Here is a 16,264-nt window from a genome sequence, read left to right as displayed (position 1 = left end):
TATTAAAGGCGGAAAACGAGTTCAACCGGCGCGTCCTAATCGCATCAACAGAGAGATTCGCGCACATGAGGTACGCCTGACAGGCGTCGAAGGCGAACAGCTGGGCATCGTAAGTCTAAATGAAGCATTAGAAAAAGCCGAAGAAGCAGGTGTTGATTTAGTTGAAATCAGTCCGAACGCCGAGCCGCCGGTTTGCCGAATTATGGATTACGGCAAGTTCCTTTATGAGAAGAGTAAGGCTACAAAGGAACAGAAGAAAAAACAAAAAGTTATTCAGGTCAAGGAAATCAAATTCCGACCTGGTACCGATGATGGCGACTATCAGGTCAAACTACGCAACCTGGTTCGCTTTCTGGAAGATGGTGACAAAGCTAAAATCACACTGCGTTTCCGCGGTCGTGAAATGGCGCACCAACAGATTGGTATCGAAGTGCTTAACCGCGTTCGTGACGATCTGAGTGAACTGGCAGTCGTCGAATCCTTCCCATCGAAGATCGAAGGCCGTCAGATGATCATGGTGCTAGCACCGAAGAAGAAACAGTAAGGCATTCAAGTAGCAAGACCGTGCGATCTCAGTGTTGTACGGTTTTGTTCGCCTTATCTGATTCGTTTTATTAACAATGCGAAGTGGAAATAACAATGCCAAAGATTAAAACAGTACGTGGCGCCGCTAAACGCTTTAAAAAAACCGCAAGCGGTGGTTTTAAGCGTAAGCATGCTAACCTGCGTCATATTCTGACCAAAAAAGCGACTAAACGTAAACGTCATCTGCGTCCGAAAGGTATGGTCTCCAAAGGGGATCTGGGCCTTGTCATCGCATGTCTGCCGTACGCATAAGTAACCTTTTTTTAATTCAGAATAAGACTTTAGGAGAGAGCATATGGCTCGCGTAAAACGTGGTGTAGTTGCCCGTGCACGTCACAAGAAAATATTGAAACAAGCGAAAGGTTACTACGGTGCCCGTTCGCGCGTTTATCGTGTTGCCTTCCAGGCAGTAATCAAAGCTGGTCAGTACGCTTACCGCGACCGTCGTCAACGTAAACGTCAATTCCGCCAGCTGTGGATTGCACGTATCAATGCAGCAGCCCGTCAAAACGGCCTGTCTTACAGCAAATTCATCAACGGCCTGAAAAAAGCCTCTGTTGAAATTGACCGTAAGATTTTGGCTGATATCGCAGTATTCGACAAATTAGCGTTCAGCGCTCTGGTCGAAAAAGCGAAAGCGGCACTGGCGTAAGTCAGTTGAGAGAGGGAGCTTTGGCTCCCTCTTTTCGTCAAGCATCACAGTTTTTGTTGTTTATAAGATTTTTTATTATTCACTTCATTAAGGTAACGCAAGTATGAACGCTGCTATTTTCCGTTTCTTTTTTTACTTTAGCGCCTGAACTCAGGGGGCTTTGCGCGTAAGAAAAGAAACGAAAAGTAGCGCTTAAGCCTCCCTCAGGGAGGCTTTTTTGTTTATAATTATCGGTTTTTACTATCGTTTTAGTAAAACGACATTCTTCAATCATGACCGTTGGCCGCATAGGCAGAAAAAGAGGAACACAATGCCACATCTCGCAGAGCTGGTTGCCAAAGCCAGAACAGCTATAGAAGAGGCTCAGGATGTTGCCGCACTAGAAAATGTGCGTGTCGAATACCTGGGTAAAAAAGGTCACTTAACCCTTCAGATGACCTCGCTGCGCGAGTTGCCGGCTGAAGAACGCCCTGCCGCTGGCGCTGTTATTAATCAGGCTAAGCAAGACGTTCAGGACGCGCTGAATGCCCGTAAGCAAACCCTGGAATCCGCAGAGTTAAATGCGCGTCTAGCGCAGGAAACCATTGATGTTTCTCTGCCAGGGCGCACCATTGAAAATGGTGGCTTGCATCCGGTGACTCGCACCATCGATCGTATCGAGACCTTTTTCGGCGAGTTGGGCTTTTCCGTAGTAACCGGACCAGAAATAGAAGATGACTATCACAATTTTGATGCGCTGAATATTCCAGGGCACCACCCTGCGCGTGCTGACCATGACACATTCTGGTTCGATGCTAAACGTCTGCTGCGTACGCAGACTTCTGGCGTTCAGATCCGCACCATGGAAAAGCAGCAACCGCCTATTCGTATCATCGCTCCGGGCCGTGTTTATCGTAATGATTACGATCAGACTCACACGCCGATGTTTCATCAGATGGAAGGGTTGATCGTCGATAAAGGCATCAGCTTCACCAATCTGAAAGGTACGCTGCATGATTTCCTGCGTAATTTCTTTGAGGAAGATTTACAGGTTCGCTTCCGTCCGTCTTATTTCCCGTTTACCGAACCGTCCGCAGAAGTGGATGTCATGGGTAAAAACGGTAAATGGCTGGAAGTGTTGGGCTGCGGCATGGTGCATCCAAACGTCCTGCGTAATGTCGGTATCGATCCTGAAGTGTATTCGGGTTTCGCGTTCGGGATGGGCATGGAGCGCCTGACGATGTTGCGCTATGGCGTGACCGATCTGCGTGCATTTTTCGAAAACGATCTGCGTTTCCTCAAACAGTTTAAGTAAGGCGGGTATACATCATGAAATTCAGTGAACTCTGGTTACGCGAGTGGGTAAACCCGGCAGTTGACAGCGAAACGCTATCCGAACAAATCACGATGGCCGGTCTGGAAGTGGATGACGTTGAGCCTGTGGCTGGTGCATTCCACGGTGTGGTTGTCGGTGAAGTGGTTGAATGTGGGCAACACCCGAATGCAGATAAACTGCGTGTGACGAAAGTTAATGTAGGCGGTGAACGCCTGCTGGACATCGTTTGCGGTGCTCCGAACTGCCGTCAAGGCCTGAAAGTAGCCGTAGCGACAGTCGGTGCCGTGTTACCGGGTGATTTTAAAATCAAAGCCGCCAAACTGCGCGGTGAACCGTCTGAAGGCATGCTGTGCTCATTTTCCGAATTGGGCATTTCCGACGATCACGATGGCATCATTGAACTGCCAGCAGATGCACCGATTGGTACGGATATTCGTGACTACCTGAAGCTTGATGACAACGCGATTGAAATCAGCGTGACGCCAAACCGTGCGGATTGCCTGGGTATCATCGGGGTGGCGCGTGATGTCGCTGTATTGAATCAACAGGCGCTGAATGAACCGACTATTGAGCCGGTTGCCGCGACGATTCAGGATACCTTCCCGATTCAGGTCGAGGCACCGCAGGCATGCCCACGTTATTTAGGCCGAGTGGTGAAAGGCATCAACGTTAAGGCGGCAACGCCGCTGTGGATGCGTGAAAAACTGCGTCGTTGCGGTATTCGTTCTATCGATCCGGTCGTTGACGTGACTAACTACGTTTTACTGGAGCTCGGTCAGCCGATGCATGCGTTCGATCTTGACCGTCTCAACGGCGGCATTATCGTGCGTATGGCAGAAGAGGGAGAAACGCTGACGCTGCTGGATGGCAACGAAGCGAAACTGAACGCGGATACGCTGGTTATCGCTGACCAAAAGAATGCGTTGGCTATGGGGGGCATCTTTGGCGGCGAGCATTCTGGCGTCAATGAAGAAACGCAAAACGTTCTGTTGGAATGTGCCTACTTTAACCCGCTGTCGATTACTGGTCGTGCGCGCCGTCACGGTTTGCACACCGATGCTTCACATCGCTACGAGCGTGGCGTCGATCCGGCGTTACAACACAAAGCCATTGAACGTGCGACTCGTCTACTGATCGAGATCTGTGGTGGTGACGCTGGTCCGGTGGTTGATGTGACCAGCGAGGCAAATTTGCCAACGCGAGCAACGATTACATTACTCCGTGAGAAGTTGGATCGTCTGATTGGCCATGTGATTGCCGATGAGCAGGTTAGCGATATTCTGCAACGTCTGGGCTGCAACGTAGCGAAAATCGATGCTGGTTGGCAGGCTACTGCACCGAGCTGGCGTTTCGACATGGAAATTGAAGAGGATTTAGTTGAAGAAGTCGCACGTATTTACGGCTACAACAACATTCCGAATATTCCTACTCAGGCTCCGTTGATCATGACCTCGCATCGCGAAGCGTCACTGTCATTGAAGCGCGTGAAGACATTATTAGTCGACCACGGCTATCAGGAAGCAATTACTTACAGTTTTGTTGACCCGAAAATTCAGGGCCTAATCCACCCTGATGAAGCGTCACTGAGCCTGCCGAGCCCGATTTCCGCAGAGATGTCGGTGATGCGTTTATCGCTGTGGAGCGGCTTGCTGAGCGCGGCAGTGTATAACCAGAATCGTCAACAAAGCCGCCTGCGTCTGTTTGAAAGTGGTCTGCGTTTTGTACCGGATACGAGCGCTGATCTGGGCATTCGTCAGGATTTGATGCTAGCGGGTGTGATTACTGGCACGCGTTATGAAGAGCATTGGGATCTGGCGCGTCAGGCTGTTGACTTCTATGATTTAAAAGGCGATTTGGAAGCGGTACTGGCATTGACGGGTAAGTTGCCAGAGATCGAATTCAAGGCCGAAAATAATCCGGCATTGCATCCAGGGCAAAGTGCTGCTATTTATCTGTGCGGAGAACGCATTGGATTTATTGGCGTTATTCACCCAGAACTGGAACGCAAGTTGGATCTTAACGGGCGAACCGTGGTGTTCGAATTGTTGTGGGATAAGGTCGCAGACCGCGTATTGCCTGATGCGAACGAGATTTCCCGCTTCCCTGCGAACCGTCGCGATATTGCCGTTGTGGTAGCTGAAAATGTCCCTGCGGGCGATATTTTGGCTGAGTGTAAGAAAGTTGGCGCAAATCAGTTAGTTGGCGTAAACTTATTCGACGTGTACCGAGGGAAGGGCGTAGCGGAAGGTTATAAGAGTCTGGCTATCAGTCTGACCTTGCAAGATACCACGCGTACACTGGCAGAAGAGGAAATTGCCGCTACCGTTGCAGAATGCGTAGCAGCATTAAAACAGCGATTCCAAGCATCCTTGAGGGATTGAACCTATGGCGCTTACTAAAGCTGAAATGTCAGAATACCTGTTTGAGAAGCTCGGGCTGAGCAAACGGGATGCCAAAGAGCTAGTCGAGCTGTTTTTTGAAGAAGTTCGTCGCGCTTTGGAAAATGGCGAACAGGTCAAGTTGTCAGGTTTTGGCAATTTTGATTTGCGAGACAAGAACCAACGTCCGGGGCGTAACCCAAAAACTGGCGAAGATATTCCGATTACGGCGCGCCGTGTGGTCACGTTCCGTCCGGGGCAAAAGCTAAAAAGCAGGGTAGAGAACGCCTCTCCCAAAGAGTAACTGTGTCACCCAAAAAGGCCGCGCAAGCGGCCTTTTCCTATCTTATTTGCCTTCATTTTATCTATTTCAACGTAATCTACTTTAACGTCAGGTCGGCGTCTGTTGGCGCAGTCTGCTGCGAAGCTAAGCGAGTTTCCCGTCCGGTTGATGCTTTTGGTGATGTTTCTTTGTTTGGATAATCCGGCACGGGTCGATGATCGTCAATTAAGTGGCGTATCGCCAGAATGGGGTGACGCAGCAGCATCCGTGGCCCCGACCAGCGCATAATCGTTTTGATCGCTTCGCGTCTTGCTGGCTGATAGCAGTGGATAGGGCAATGTTTGCACGCGGGTTTATCTTCACCAAACTGACAGCGTTCCAGACGCTTGATAGCGTAGCTGAACAAGTCTTTATACTGCGCGTTAGCGTCGGTTTCTGGATGGTGATTCTCATACAACTCGATCATCAATCCAACGGTACGGATCTCCCGCTGTCGGTATTTTCCCAGGGGGGTTCTCGCCATGTGCGTCCTGTCCTGATGAAATCATAATAGATGCATTTTAAATGCAATTTATTGCAAGGGGAACCTCTGAAGTCACATCTGTGTGCAAAAGGGGGAAGGAAAAGGCGAGGAGAATCCTCGCCGAAGAAAGAAGGCAATCAGGCCTGACCGAACTGCGCCTGATGTAATCTGGCATAAATGCCACTTTGTTCCAGCAGCGTCTGATGGCTGCCTTGCTCAATAATGCTGCCGTTATCCACCACCACAATGCGCCCTGCGTTCTGTATGGTTGCTAATCTGTGGGCGATGACCAACGTAGTGCGACCAGTGGAAAGCTCGCTGAGCGACTGCTGTATTGCCTGTTCCGTTGCGGTATCCAGTGCGGACGTCGCCTCATCCAGAATCAGGATAGGTGGGTTTTTCAGGAAAATTCGTGCAATAGACAAACGCTGTTTTTGTCCACCTGACAGCTTAACGCCGCGCTCTCCGACCACAGTATCCAGCCCTTCAGGCAGATTCTCGATCAACTCATCTAATCGGGCTCGTCGTGCGGCTTCCATGATTTCGCCGTCGCTGGCGCCAAGTTTGCCGTAAGCGATGTTTTCTCGAATAGTACCGCCAAACAGGAAGACATCCTGTTGTACGATGCCGATTTGGTTGCGCAACGATGCCTGCGTCATTTGGCGGATATCCATGCCGTCAATGGTGATGGTACCATGGGTTAAATCGTAGAAGCGGGGCAGCAGGGAACAAAGCGTGGTTTTTCCTGCGCCGGACGGGCCAACAAATGCCACGGTTTCCCCTGCGCGAATCGACAGGTCGATATTACGCAAGATCGGGCGATCGGCAGAATAGCCAAAGCTCACCTGATTAAACTGGATGTCGCCTTTTAGCGGACCAGCATCGCGCGCATCGGGGGCATCGGCAATCTCGGGAACGGTATCAATCAATTGAGTAAAGCGTTTGAATCCCGCAATGCCCTTGGGATAGCTCTCCAGTACCGAGGTAATTTTGGCAACTGGACGGAAGAAAACTTCGATCAGTAGCAGAAAGCCGATAAAACCGCCGTAGGAGAGCTCGCCCTGAATGACATACCAGATTCCCGCTAGCATCACGATAAGTTGAATCAAGCGCGTGCTGAGGTAACTGAGCGTCATGCTGGCGGTCATGATGCGATAGGCCTGCAATTTGGTACGGCGGTAGTTCTCGTTATCGTGAGAAAATAAATTCTTCTCATGAGTTTCATTGGCAAAAGCTTTGACGACACGGATACCGCCCACGCTTTCTTCGATCCGGGCGTTGAAGTTGCCCACCTGACCGAATAGCTGACGCCAAGTCTCCGTCATGCGTGCGCCATAACGGCTGACGAGATATCCCATGAAAGGCACGATAATAATCGTCAGCAGCGCCAGGTTCAGGTGAACTGTCGCCATCAGAATGAACGCGCCAATAAACGTCATGATGGCGAGAAAGAGGTCTTCCGGGCCATGATGGGCGATTTCACCGACTTCTTCCAGGTCTTTGGTAACATGGGTGATGATATGCCCGGTCTTCATATTGTCGTAGTAACGGAACGGCAAATTTTGCAGGTGCTCAAATGCCTGTCGACGCATGTCGGTTTCAATCCCCACGCCCAGCGCATGCCCCCAATAGTTGACGATAGCCATCAGCGCAGTATTCAGCAGATACACCGCCAATAGCGCTACCGACGCCAACAGGATCAAAGACCAGTCCTGAGCGGGCAATAGTTTGTCGATGAACGCTTTAATCGCCATCGGAAACCCTAGTTCAAGCAGTCCAGCGATAATGGCACAGCCAAAATCGAGGACGAATAACCCTTTGTAAGGGGAATAGTACGAAAAGAAACGCCTTAACATGTCTGACTTTTTTAGGTAACGAAATGTGAAGTGACTATAACAGGTTAGCGAGAAGAATGTGACCGCGAGCAAATTAAGGTTTTTATTGGCCGGGAACTCCGGCCAAAAACAGTTTTTCGAAAACGGGTCAGCTCGTGGGCGAGCGTGTTGCATACCAGCAGAGCAGAGAACCTGTCGTGACCATTGCGACGCCTTGCCAGAACGAAATGGCAGGCGTGATGTTGAGCCAGATCGCAGCCAGTAGAGTGGAAAGCACGGGCGTAAAATAAGAGGCGGTTGCCAACAGCGTCAAATTGCCCTGCTGAATACCCGCATTCCATGCGGAATAGGCTAGCGCGGTTGAGGCCCCCATAAAGAGCAGTTCCAGCGAACTCGGTAACGTTAATGAAAGGGCATCTTCGGCACTGAAAGCGTACTGAATCCATAGCACAAGTGAAGCGATAAAAAAGAACAGCGATACGCCACTTTTTCCCTGTCCATAACGCTTGGTGATATTGCAGTATAGTGCCCAGGTCAGTGCCGCAGAAAATGCCAGGCTGTAGGCCAGCGGGTTAGCAAGAATGTTGTTCCACAGTAGCTCTGGCGTCCAGTCACTTTCTCCTTTCATAATCCATACAATGCCGCCCAGAGCGAGTGCGAGGCCGGGCCAGAGCAGAAAACGACTTTTCTGCTGATTGATAAAAAGAGAAAAGAGTATGGTCAAACTGGGCCACAAATAGTTAATCATACCGATTTCCATCGCCTGCATGCGGCTATCGGCTAATCCGATGGACAGAGACAGAAATATTTCATAGCAGACAAATAGTGCGCCGCCCGCGAACAAATAGATTCTGGGTAACGTTTTAATCCGTGGGAAACCATAAAAGGCCAGTAGACACAGCGTGCTGGTGGAGTAAATCATCGCTGCACCACCAATCGGGCCGAGCACTTCGGTCAGGCTGCGAATAAGCCCAACCGATGTGCTCCATAGAATGATAGCCAGTAGACCCGTGAGCGTGGCGCGCTGTGGCGTCATGTTTATACCCGTCATACTTCGCGCTGCCTGTGCGTTGTGCTTCCTGCCACTCGAATTATTGAGGGAATCGATGAGAGTGTTCAGAAGGAATCAATAGCAAGCCGGACGCTGTTGTATGCGTCCGGTGATGTTCATCGCGATAGTTTACTTCCAGAAGTCATCAAAAACGGTGATAGGTGGGCGACGTTTGTGCTCGGTTTTGCGATACCAATTTTCGATAGTGGTCGCATCATTAGCATCGATTTGCTTGCCTTCCAGATAGTCGTCTATCTTCTCATAGGTAACGCCCAGCGCGACTTCATCAGGGAGAGAAGGGCGATCTTCTTCCAGATCGGCGGTTGGGGCTTTCGTATAAAGATGAGAAGGGCAACCAAGTTCGCGCAGCAGCGCTTTACCCTGGCGCTTGTTCAGTCGGAAAATCGGGTTGATATCGGTACCACCGTCGCCGTACTTGGTGAAAAATCCCGTTACCGCTTCTGCCGCATGGTCGGTACCAACGACGAGGCCAGCATTCATGCCCGCGATGCTGTACTGTGCTTTCATTCGTTCTCTGGCTTTCTCATTGCCTTTTACAAAATCGGAAAGCTCCACGCCAATAGCCCGTAAGGTGGCTTCGCTGGCCTCGATCGCGGGCTTAATGTTTACGGTTAATACGCGGTCAGGTTGGATAAAGGCGATGGCATCCTGGCAGTCAGCTTCATCAGCCTGCACGCCGTAAGGCAGTCGAACAGCGATGAATTGATAGCGAGAGTTTCCTGTTTCATTGCGTAATTCTGTGATAGCCGTCTGGCACAGTTTACCTGTCAACGTAGAATCCTGACCGCCGCTGATGCCCAAAACTAACGACGTAACGAATGGGTGAGCATTCAGATAATTCTTTAAAAAATCAACGCTAACACGGATTTCCTGTGCTGGTTCGATGCTACTTTTCACGCCCAACGCAGTGATAATGTCGTTTTGTAATGACATGCCATCTCCCTCCTGAACTTATTGATACTGCAAAAGAATTATTACGATTGCCTGAGTGTAAAACGAATCGACGTGAAGAAAAAGAGCAAGCTGTCAGGTAGTTGTTTTCCCTATAGATAGCTCGTTTTAGACTATCTGCCAATATGTTACATCTTCACGTTATGATTTGAAAAAGTGGTCGCCGCCGACTAGCCTTAGTGTGACCCATAATAATGAGGTGATGAGATGAAGAATAATAGATTATTAGTGTGTATTGCGGCAGCGGGTGCTGTCATGCTTGCGGGATGTACGGCTTATAACAAGGCAGAAAGCTATGTCAATGAGCCTGTGGTGAAAGATGTGAAAGTGGGAATGACGAAGCAGCAGGTTCACCAGATTGCAGGAACGGGCGGCACCGAGAAACGTTTGGTGAATGCCAAGGGCACCTGTAGTGATTATCTGCTGAAAAACCGCGATGGCACTGCGCAGAACTATTTCGTGAGTTATAACGACACGGGCCATGTTCTTAATAAAGGTTTCCAGAGCTGTCAGGCTTACGATACTAACCCGCAGCGCTAAGTCACCTGATATCTCGATATTTTTATCAGAAAAGAGTCATAAAAAAACGTAGGGAACGTTTTTCAACGTTGTGCAGCAACGGCCCGAAGGGTGACGGGCAAGGATGTCCGTCATAAAAAAACGCCGACAGCTTCAGCCGTCGGCGTTTTCTTTTGCATGGCAAACGTGGCTTAGCGGTGTGTCAACTCAGCATCATCCTGCGCGTTGAAAACCGTTTTGTCCGTCTGCTTCATCAACTGGCTGGTGACCGTCCCCGCCGTCATCGATCCGCTAACGTTAAGCGCAGTACGACCCATATCGATAAGTGGTTCAATGGAGATCAGCAATGCGACGAGGGTTACCGGCAGCCCCATTGCAGGCAGGACGATTAATGCTGCAAAGGTGGCTCCACCGCCCACACCGGCTACACCGGCAGAACTGATGGTAACGATACCTACCAGCGTCGCGATCCAGACGGGATCCAATGGGTTGATTCCCACCGTTGGTGCGACCATCACGGCCAGCATCGCTGGATAGAGCCCCGCACAGCCGTTCTGACCAATGGTGGTCCCGAAAGATGCGGCAAAGCTGGCGATCGATTGCGGTACGCCAATGCGGCGCGTTTGCGCTTCAATGCTGAGAGGGATGGTTGCGGCACTGGAGCGGCTGGTAAACGCGAACGTCAGCACTGGCCAGACTTTGCGATAAAAACGCGCCGGATTTATACCCGTGAAAGACAGGATTAGCGCATGGACGCCGAACATAATTGCCAGTCCCAGATAGGACGCGACAACGAAGCTGCCTAGTTTGAGGATGTCTTGCAGGTTAGAGCTAGCAACCATTTTGGTCATTAGCGCCATGACGCCGTAAGGGGTTAGTTTCATCACCAGACGAACAAGTTTCATCACCCAGGATTGCAGCGTGTCAATCGCGGTTAATACACGTTCACCTTTCACCGCGTCATCTTTCAGCAGTTGCAGTGCAGCAACACCAAGGAAGGCGGCGAAGACGACGATGCTGATGATAGAAGTTGGGTTAGCACCGGTCAGCTCAGCAAACGGATTTTTAGGGATGAATGACAGGATAAGCTGAGGGACGTTAAGGTCAGCAACTTTACCTGCATAGTTGCTTTCAATCGCTGTTAATCTCGCGGTTTCTTGCGCACCTTGCACCAGTCCGGTTGCCGTCAGGCCAAACAGATTGGTGACAAAAACGCCGACTAATGCAGAAATCAACGTGGTGATCAGCAGGGTGGACAGCGTCAAGACGCTGATTTTCCCTAATGACGAGGCATTATGCAGTTTGGCAACGGAATTGAGAATGGAGATAAAGACCAATGGCATCACGATCATTTGTAACAGCTGCACATAGCCATTACCTACGATGTTAAACCATGAGATGGACTGCTTAACAACGGGGTTGTCACCGCCATAAATCAGATGCAGCGCCAGACCAAATAACACGCCTACGACCAAACCCAGTAACACTTTCTTTGCCAGACTCCAGGATGGGTTGCGGCTGGCATAACCTAATCCGAGTAGTAAGACGACAAATAGCAGAATATTTATGAGTAGCGGAAAATTCATCCGGCTTTGCTCCCTATCAGTGAATCGCTTTGCGCCACACTATCCACGGATATGCAATAACGCACAGTGCCGTAAGCGACAGCCCGATCTTTCGCGATAAAAAATAACAAAGACGCACAGGATAACAGTTCTTTTGCCATCATGTTACAGAGATATGTCTATACCCGTCATACTTCAAGCCGCATGTGCGTTGGCTACGTTCACTCACCCGAATCACTTACCTGAGTAAGCTCATCGGGATTCCTTCTCTTGCCGCCTTCCTGCAACTCGAATTATTTAGGGTATTACGCCAGGTAACGCGCTTATTTCACGTATTGGAAGAGGTATGTTTGTGCTGATTGCAAGAAGCGAAATGACTGTTCATAGGTGCAGCAATCCAAGTTCTTTTGCGGTTGATACAGTGAAAAGCCGATACAGGCAATGCACAGGAAGCGTTCTAATTGATTACCTTTTTGGCTGTTTAAAATTGGCAAACGGAAACGCCAGCGGCAGGGCCAGAGCAGGGGGACGCCCGAGGGAGTCAACATATCAGCGAGTATGTGGCTTAGATAACCGACGATCATAGCATGATAGGCATCTGTCGGAATCGGCCAATCTGGTGGCAGACGTGTCTGAATAAAGAAAATCCCCGCTGCAATAGCGAGGAGGCTGTGGGTAAATCCTCGGTGCCCAAAGAGGCGAGCAATTGGCGCGGAAACCCATTTCAGGCGTTGTCCGAGAACAGACTTGGGGTGATCGATATCGGGCAACAGCGCGGTAAGGAGAGCACCGGGAATGATGTGCCACCAGTCTCCGGCAGCCAGCGCTGGCGATAGCTCAACCTTTTTAGCCAGAATTGCGCAGGCAACAGAAAACAGCAGGTGTCCTTCCGCAGTCATGAAGCTTCTCAAATAAAACTGTTATTTTATACAGTATAAGAGATTATCCCTGTCTGCGGAAGCGGTGACGGCGTAACGATTTATTTCGGAACGGTATCCGCTATGCCTTTTATGGCGCGGCTTTCGGCGATTCGCTGCTTGCTGGCAACGCGCGGAGCCAGTTGTCCAACAGTTGAGGCCAGGCTGCTGCGGGAAGCCCTTTGGTGCCGCGTATACCGAACCCGTGTTTGCCCTTCTCAAAGAGATGCATTTCGACCGGTATATGATGCTCTCTCAGTGCATTGAACATCGCCAGACTGTTTTCCACTGAAACCGATGGATCGTCCACGGCATGTACTAAAAACGTAGGTGGCGTCTGTGCGGTAACCTGGTTCTCCATGGAATAACGCAGGATCTGTTCTTGTGTTGGATGCTCGCCGATGAGTTGTTTGCGCGAACCGGTATGTCCAAAATCTGCTCGCATTGAAATAACGGGGTACATCAGCACCATGAAGTCAGGGCGTGCGCTTACGCTATCAACGGCATCCATCGCGGGGTAAACGGATTGTGCGAAGCGGGTTCCAAGGCTGGCGGCAACATGACCACCGGCAGAGAACCCCATAATGCCGATGCGCTGCGGGTTAATGTGCCATTTCTCTGCGTTGGCTCTCAGGGTTCTGATTGCACGTTGGGCATCGGCTAATGGGGCGTCAGCGCCTTCTTTATGGCCTTCACCAGGCATGCGATAGGTCATCACGAAAAGCGTGTAGCCTTGCTGATTAAAGAAAGGAGCTAGGTCGCTGCCTTCTTTATCCAGCACGACGCGCTGATAAGAACCGCCTGGCGTAATGAGTAATGCCATACCATTGGGTTTCTCTGCCTGATAAACGGTAATTTCTGGGCTGCGAATACCCGTCGCAGCTCGATCGGGAAGAGAAGGGTCTTTACTCCGTTCGACCACTTGTGGCTGTGCTGTTGAAGAAGAGGCTCCGGGAGCTTCACCGTGTGGCCAGACAGGAAAAACAGGTTGGGCGTAACTTAATCCATTTACAGACATCATAATGGCCCCGACAAGCAGAGAACGAACAATCATGATAGATCACCTGACAAAGGGAATGAGGGGGGAAATCGTTGGGCGATGATAAAAAATAGGGTAGCCATCACATCGGAGAAAAAATGACCACCCTGAACCGCAAATTTTAATAAAGAAATAACATTCATACACGAAGAGGGTAAATCAGACACAGCAATTACAACAGCTAAAACGTATATAACTAAATCATGTACAACAAAGAAACGTAACTAACCTGCTTAATCTACGACGGATATCATAACTAAGGGATGTTAATGGTAAAAATGAAACTGAGTAAATCAATTAACAATAACATCCCTTTTGCCAACTAATAACGCTTATTTAAATAATAAAGTCATTATTAGAAGCTGTATTGCACACCAACACGGTAACGGGTTTGACGCTCATCGGTGCTTTTATCACCGACAACGTTACCAACTGCCATATAAGGCTTCCAGTTTTTATCTAACTTATAAGCCAGTTTGACATCGTGTTCGATTTTCCAATTTTCTTTATCTGCTTGCCAGCCAACGGAACCTGCTTTGTTGGTTTTTTTGTAGTCCAGTTCGTAATCAATTTGGTAATCTTTCAGGAATTTATAGCTAACAACGGCGGTGAGGTTATAACCCGTTTCTTGAGTATAGTTGCTGGCACCTGTTTTATTCGTATTCCCGCTTTTTCTTAAATAGTAAGGACGATAGCGAAGAGAGGTTGACAGATCGTCAGTAATATTTACTTTACCACGTAGGTAAGGACGGTAGTTGTTGGAGTCAGAGCTTGAATCTAAAGAGAATCCTGGCTCCAGAGAAAAGGTTTTATTGAAGTTGTAAACATAGCTTGCTACTACTTCAGTACCGTTGCTGACGGTTTCATTAAAGGGTTTATTTGGTGTGGTATCTGAACCGGATTGTTTCCATTTAGCTTCAGCAGATAACCCAAAACCATTAGCGAAACGATGAGACATTGAAAGACGATCTTTATGGTCGTTTTTGACAGTATCTTGCATTTCATGACGGTAGTCGATAGTTACAGCCATTGCATTTACACTGATTAATGAGGTAACAGCCAGAGCTAGTAATTTAAATTTCATTGTTATATTCCCTATTGGTTAGGAAGTCGCTTAATAAAGAACACGCATTATGTTTTTTGGGACAAGTTCTATTCTATTTATTATTAAGTTACGTTCTGTGATCGAGATCGTCTTGGGTAACAAAAAGTAAAATAGGGTTTCAAATTGTGAGGGAGATCGAATTGAATATAACGGATGTTTTAATTTAAATGAAAAATCCCTGCCGGCAGTGCGGCAGGGATGAATTACAAGGTAAATCGAGTACTACATTATTTCATTGCACGTTTCAGAATACGTTCTGATTGGCGTTGGAAGTATTTCGCTGCGTCTTCAACAGACTTCTGACCGTAATCGATAGACTGGATGGTATCACCAAACAGAGAAACGATTTGTGGATCGTCGAAATAAGGAGAAACGGCAACGTCATGTGGCAGAGCCAGAGCCAGTTTCAACCCGGCAACGGCTGGTGCATCATCTTTGATAACGCCATCAGCAGTCAACTGAGCTACAGCAGCTTTACTCAACGGCACGCCACGTTCCAGACCCAGAGCCTGTGCACCTTCTTTGCTGTTCAGCAGGAAGTTGATCAACTGAGCAGACTCTTTAGGGTACTTGGTGGATTTACCAATGGACAGCATCTGTGCAGGTTTGAAGAACAAGCCGGCATCTTTCGCACCTGGCAGCATTGGGTAGTTACCTAACGCCAGTTTTGCTGGTGGTTGCAGGTTGTCAGAGTACTTAGTAATGGTGGAGTTCCACATGTAAGTACCTGACCACTCGCCATTGATCCATGGTTTCATTTCATACATGTTGCTCTTACCGAAAGAAGCATAGTATTTCGCATCAGGCATGACATGGCTGTCGATCAGTTTCTTATACATGCCAAAGAATTCAACCCATTGCGCATCGGTATAGGCGAATTTCTGACTTTTTACATCAATAGCTGGAATGTTGTACTTCTGAACCATATAAGAGTTCAGCAGTGCCAGAGAATCCTGGTGTTCCAACACGATAGGGTAGTATTGGTCGCCCAGTTTTTCTTTGAACACTTTACCGGCGTTCAGCAACTCGTCCCACGTTTTCGGATATTCCAGACCCGCTTTTGCCCAACTTTCGGTGTTGAAGTAGAACACGCGAGCGGTCACAGAAATCGGAATACCGTTCAGTTTGCCGTTGACGGTGGTGTTTTGCAGTTCTTTTGATTCGAACTGAGTCAGATCCAGAGAATCTTTAACTTTGTTCAGATCGTAAAAACCGTCACCGTTTTTGGAGAAAATAGGCAGCCAGTTCCAGTTGGTCTGCATCACATCTGGCTCAGTGTTACCGGCAATCTGAGTAGTCAGACGAGACAGGTGACCATCCCATCCGGTGTATTCCGCTTTCACGGTGATGTTTGGATGCTGCTTATGGAATTCTTCAATGGCTTTGAGCGTCTGCTGGTGACGGCTGTTGCCGCCCCACCAGGACATTCTCAATTCCACATTGTCAGCGGCTAAAGAAGGCATTGCCACTAACGCCAGAGATGAAGCTATTAACGTGTGTAGGATCGCTTTTTTCATCGGTTACT

General features: G+C 49.0%; 16 protein-coding genes, 1 pseudogene and 1 other annotated feature. Of the genes and pseudogenes, 8 read left to right on the top strand and 9 right to left on the bottom strand.

Going from position 1 to position 16,264, the window contains the following annotated elements; genetic code table 11:
* The first annotated feature begins 1 nt into the window (after position 1).
* The 7 genes from infC (at position 2) to ihfA (ending at position 5,234) form a co-directional block, all read left to right on the top strand.
* Positions 2 to 544 carry a translation initiation factor IF-3 gene (gene infC / locus CLR69_RS05805; RefSeq protein WP_107170606.1) on the top strand — a complete coding sequence of 181 codons (543 nt, stop codon included), beginning with the start codon at positions 2 to 4 and terminating at the stop codon, positions 542 to 544.
* Between the two features lie 95 nt (positions 545 to 639).
* Positions 640 to 837: a 50S ribosomal protein L35 gene (gene rpmI, locus CLR69_RS05800; RefSeq protein WP_039300291.1), complete on the top strand. Its 198-nt coding sequence runs from the start codon at positions 640 to 642 to the stop codon at positions 835 to 837.
* A 43-nt stretch (positions 838 to 880) separates the two neighbouring features.
* Positions 881 to 1,237, top strand: coding sequence for a 50S ribosomal protein L20 (gene rplT, locus CLR69_RS05795; RefSeq protein WP_005968887.1), 357 nt, complete (start codon positions 881 to 883; stop codon positions 1,235 to 1,237).
* Positions 1,238 to 1,335: 98 nt separating this feature from the next.
* Positions 1,336 to 1,459, top strand: a sequence feature (Phe leader region).
* Positions 1,341 to 1,385, top strand: a complete 45-nt coding sequence (gene pheM / locus CLR69_RS05790) for a pheST operon leader peptide PheM (RefSeq protein WP_106120997.1) — start codon at positions 1,341 to 1,343, stop codon at positions 1,383 to 1,385. (Overlaps the previous feature by 45 nt.)
* An 88-nt stretch (positions 1,460 to 1,547) precedes the next feature.
* Positions 1,548 to 2,531 (top strand): phenylalanine--tRNA ligase subunit alpha, encoded by a 984-nt coding sequence (gene pheS / locus CLR69_RS05785; protein ID WP_129704732.1) that lies wholly within the window; start codon positions 1,548 to 1,550, stop codon positions 2,529 to 2,531.
* Between the two features lie 14 nt (positions 2,532 to 2,545).
* Positions 2,546 to 4,933: a phenylalanine--tRNA ligase subunit beta gene (pheT, locus tag CLR69_RS05780; RefSeq protein WP_129711312.1), complete on the top strand. Its 2,388-nt coding sequence runs from the start codon at positions 2,546 to 2,548 to the stop codon at positions 4,931 to 4,933.
* 4 nt (positions 4,934 to 4,937) lie between these two features.
* Positions 4,938 to 5,234 carry an integration host factor subunit alpha gene (gene ihfA / locus CLR69_RS05775; protein ID WP_009112984.1) on the top strand — a complete coding sequence of 99 codons (297 nt, stop codon included), beginning with the start codon at positions 4,938 to 4,940 and terminating at the stop codon, positions 5,232 to 5,234.
* Between the two features lie 76 nt (positions 5,235 to 5,310).
* On the opposite strand, the gene CLR69_RS05770 is transcribed toward ihfA, so the two are convergent.
* The 4 genes from CLR69_RS05770 to nadE all read right to left on the bottom strand — a co-directional run bounded on the left by CLR69_RS05770 (position 5,311) and on the right by nadE (position 9,576).
* Positions 5,311 to 5,736 (bottom strand): nitrous oxide-stimulated promoter family protein, encoded by a 426-nt coding sequence (locus tag CLR69_RS05770; RefSeq protein ID WP_129704736.1) that lies wholly within the window; start codon positions 5,734 to 5,736, stop codon positions 5,311 to 5,313.
* A 137-nt stretch (positions 5,737 to 5,873) separates the two neighbouring features.
* Positions 5,874 to 7,592 carry an ABC transporter ATP-binding protein gene (locus tag CLR69_RS05765; RefSeq protein WP_129711311.1) on the bottom strand — a complete coding sequence of 573 codons (1,719 nt, stop codon included), beginning with the start codon at positions 7,590 to 7,592 and terminating at the stop codon, positions 5,874 to 5,876.
* A gap of 127 nt (positions 7,593 to 7,719) precedes the next feature.
* Entirely contained in the window at positions 7,720 to 8,607 is an 888-nt protein-coding gene (gene yddG / locus CLR69_RS05760; RefSeq protein ID WP_129711523.1) for an aromatic amino acid DMT transporter YddG, read from the bottom strand.
* Positions 8,608 to 8,751: 144 nt separating this feature from the next.
* Positions 8,752 to 9,576 (bottom strand): ammonia-dependent NAD(+) synthetase, encoded by an 825-nt coding sequence (gene nadE, locus CLR69_RS05755; protein WP_129711310.1) that lies wholly within the window; start codon positions 9,574 to 9,576, stop codon positions 8,752 to 8,754.
* Positions 9,577 to 9,801: 225 nt separating this feature from the next.
* Here nadE and osmE point away from each other — a divergent pair, with 225 nt between their 5' ends.
* A complete protein-coding gene (osmE, locus tag CLR69_RS05750) occupies positions 9,802 to 10,134 on the top strand; it encodes an osmotically-inducible lipoprotein OsmE (protein WP_129704741.1) in 333 nt (110 codons plus the stop codon).
* Positions 10,135 to 10,304: 170 nt separating this feature from the next.
* On the opposite strand, the gene CLR69_RS05745 is transcribed toward osmE, so the two are convergent.
* From CLR69_RS05745 to CLR69_RS05725, 5 genes and pseudogenes are all read right to left on the bottom strand, one after another.
* Complete coding sequence (locus tag CLR69_RS05745) at positions 10,305 to 11,699, bottom strand: L-cystine transporter (RefSeq protein WP_129711309.1); 1,395 nt, start codon at positions 11,697 to 11,699, stop codon at positions 10,305 to 10,307.
* Between the two features lie 371 nt (positions 11,700 to 12,070).
* Positions 12,071 to 12,577, bottom strand: a pseudogene (locus CLR69_RS05740) (metal-dependent hydrolase); the annotation flags it as partial.
* A gap of 109 nt (positions 12,578 to 12,686) precedes the next feature.
* Positions 12,687 to 13,649: a pectin acetylesterase PaeX gene (paeX, locus tag CLR69_RS05735; protein WP_129704747.1), complete on the bottom strand. Its 963-nt coding sequence runs from the start codon at positions 13,647 to 13,649 to the stop codon at positions 12,687 to 12,689.
* A 340-nt stretch (positions 13,650 to 13,989) separates the two neighbouring features.
* On the bottom strand, positions 13,990 to 14,718 hold the full coding sequence (locus tag CLR69_RS05730; RefSeq protein WP_129711308.1) for an oligogalacturonate-specific porin KdgM family protein: 729 nt from the start codon (positions 14,716 to 14,718) through the stop codon (positions 13,990 to 13,992).
* 248 nt (positions 14,719 to 14,966) lie between these two features.
* Positions 14,967 to 16,256 (bottom strand): ABC transporter substrate-binding protein, encoded by a 1,290-nt coding sequence (locus CLR69_RS05725; RefSeq protein ID WP_129704751.1) that lies wholly within the window; start codon positions 16,254 to 16,256, stop codon positions 14,967 to 14,969.
* Between the last annotated feature and the right edge of the window lie 8 nt (positions 16,257 to 16,264).

The sequence above is a fragment of the Pectobacterium zantedeschiae genome (assembly GCF_004137795.1).
Taxonomy (GTDB): domain Bacteria; phylum Pseudomonadota; class Gammaproteobacteria; order Enterobacterales; family Enterobacteriaceae; genus Pectobacterium; species Pectobacterium zantedeschiae.
This window is presented reverse-complemented; position numbering and strand designations above follow the sequence as displayed.

What these genes read in the sequence shown, in the direction of transcription:
- ihfA (WP_009112984.1), top strand. Translation starts at nt 4,938, where the DNA reads ATGGCGCTTACTAAAGCTGAAATGTCAGAATACCTGTTTGAGAAGCTC.
- pheT (WP_129711312.1), top strand. Translation starts at nt 2,546, where the DNA reads ATGAAATTCAGTGAACTCTGGTTACGCGAGTGGGTAAACCCGGCAGTT.
- CLR69_RS05730 (WP_129711308.1), bottom strand. Translation starts at nt 14,718, where the DNA reads ATGAAATTTAAATTACTAGCTCTGGCTGTTACCTCATTAATCAGTGTA.
- nadE (WP_129711310.1), bottom strand. Translation starts at nt 9,576, where the DNA reads ATGTCATTACAAAACGACATTATCACTGCGTTGGGCGTGAAAAGTAGC.
- CLR69_RS05765 (WP_129711311.1), bottom strand. Translation starts at nt 7,592, where the DNA reads ATGTTAAGGCGTTTCTTTTCGTACTATTCCCCTTACAAAGGGTTATTC.
- yddG (WP_129711523.1), bottom strand. Translation starts at nt 8,607, where the DNA reads ATGACGCCACAGCGCGCCACGCTCACGGGTCTACTGGCTATCATTCTA.
- paeX (WP_129704747.1), bottom strand. Translation starts at nt 13,649, where the DNA reads ATGATTGTTCGTTCTCTGCTTGTCGGGGCCATTATGATGTCTGTAAAT.
- rplT (WP_005968887.1), top strand. Translation starts at nt 881, where the DNA reads ATGGCTCGCGTAAAACGTGGTGTAGTTGCCCGTGCACGTCACAAGAAA.
- CLR69_RS05770 (WP_129704736.1), bottom strand. Translation starts at nt 5,736, where the DNA reads ATGGCGAGAACCCCCCTGGGAAAATACCGACAGCGGGAGATCCGTACC.
- rpmI (WP_039300291.1), top strand. Translation starts at nt 640, where the DNA reads ATGCCAAAGATTAAAACAGTACGTGGCGCCGCTAAACGCTTTAAAAAA.
- pheS (WP_129704732.1), top strand. Translation starts at nt 1,548, where the DNA reads ATGCCACATCTCGCAGAGCTGGTTGCCAAAGCCAGAACAGCTATAGAA.
- osmE (WP_129704741.1), top strand. Translation starts at nt 9,802, where the DNA reads ATGAAGAATAATAGATTATTAGTGTGTATTGCGGCAGCGGGTGCTGTC.
- CLR69_RS05745 (WP_129711309.1), bottom strand. Translation starts at nt 11,699, where the DNA reads ATGAATTTTCCGCTACTCATAAATATTCTGCTATTTGTCGTCTTACTA.
- CLR69_RS05725 (WP_129704751.1), bottom strand. Translation starts at nt 16,256, where the DNA reads ATGAAAAAAGCGATCCTACACACGTTAATAGCTTCATCTCTGGCGTTA.